The 1,239-nt window shown below is 70.1% G+C and carries 2 protein-coding genes and 1 pseudogene; 1 reads left to right on the top strand and 2 read right to left on the bottom strand.

What is annotated here, in order from left to right; translation table 11 throughout:
• Positions 1 to 695, bottom strand: a 695-nt coding sequence (locus ACFQEU_RS16180; RefSeq protein ID WP_379783831.1) for a site-2 protease family protein, incomplete at its 3' end; no start/stop codon positions are given.
• A 139-nt stretch (positions 696 to 834) separates the two neighbouring features.
• Between ACFQEU_RS16180 and ACFQEU_RS16175 the strand changes: the two genes are divergently transcribed.
• Complete coding sequence (locus ACFQEU_RS16175) at positions 835 to 1,074, top strand: hypothetical protein (protein ID WP_379783829.1); 240 nt, start codon at positions 835 to 837, stop codon at positions 1,072 to 1,074.
• 60 nt (positions 1,075 to 1,134) lie between these two features.
• Here ACFQEU_RS16175 and ACFQEU_RS16170 read toward each other — a convergent pair.
• Positions 1,135 to 1,239: pseudogene (locus tag ACFQEU_RS16170) on the bottom strand (5,10-methylenetetrahydromethanopterin reductase); the annotation flags it as partial.

Genomic DNA, 1,239 nt, shown 5'->3' with positions numbered 1-1,239 from the left:
GCGATGTCGGCGGCGGCCGCCGGCGAGCCCGGGTTCACCTCGCCGACCGCGTAGCCGGGGGCGACGGAGATCGCGCCTACAACGGGGCCGAACAGCAGTGCGAAGACGACGATCGTCAAGAGCGTGTTCGCCGTGACGCCCGCCGCGAACATCCGCGCCCGGGCACCGCGGGACACCTCCTGGGTCGCCTCCTCGTCCGGCTGGACGAACGCGCCGACCGGGATAGCGGCGAACAGCACGAGCCCCATCGACTCGATGTCGATCCCCTCGACGCGACACAGCAGGCCGTGGGCCCCCTCGTGGACGACCATCGCGATCGCGAGCCCGGCGACGATCTCGCCCGCGACGGACAGCGGGAGGAACTCGTTGACGCCGGGGATGATGAGGAAGTTCTGTGGCTGCTGGACCGCTGAGGGCTGGGTGGCCGCCAGCGCGGAGATCCCGGTCGAGACGATCAGAACGAACGAGCCGACCATGGCGACGAGCGCGCCGCCGAGACCGAGGTTCGCGACGACTCGCCAGGCGCGCTTCGGGCCGGAGAGCCGGTCGAGAAACGCCCGTCCACGGCGGGTGTGGATCGTCGTCAGCGGACCGGAGACCCGCACGGAATCGGGGAGGTATCCCCGGTTCCGGAGCCACATCGCCGCGGCCGTGTACGCGAGGATCCCCGTTAGGATCCACAGCAAGGTACTCATTACCGTCGTCTCCGTGTCGGTCGGGTGTAAGCCGTTCGGTTCCCGGAACCAGGCTCCGCCCCGGCCCCTCGACGGCAACCCGGAGACGTGGATCGTCCGAACTACAACACCCAAGTACCCCCCGACCCAACGCTCGGGTATGATCGCGCTCCTCGATTTCGTCACGCGACTCCTCGGCGACGTCGGCCGGTTCCTCGACATCTTCGCGAACGAGCTGATCCTCGGGCCCGTCGACCCGCTGACGGCGGTGCTCGTGGTCGTCGGCCAGCTATTCATCATCGCCGCGGTCTCGGTCTTCGGGTACGCCGCCGTCGGCGCGCTGTTCGGCGAGTTCGGCGTGAAGCTCCCGTCGCTGGGCGGTCGCGGCCGAGCGGACTGAGCGCTCGACCGTTCCCCGTCGGTTCAACCTGCCCCGACAGCGACGCGGTCGGCTCCCGCTTCAGAACAGTCCGTCGAGTGCCTCGGCCGCGAGCTCGACGCTCGCCTCCAGGTCGGGACCGAGCGGGGAGCCGACGACGAGGCCGTCCGCGTGGTCGGCCACGCT

It is taken from the genome of Halorubrum tibetense (assembly GCF_042661865.1).
GTDB lineage: Archaea > Halobacteriota > Halobacteria > Halobacteriales > Haloferacaceae > Halorubrum > Halorubrum tibetense.
This window is presented reverse-complemented; position numbering and strand designations above follow the sequence as displayed.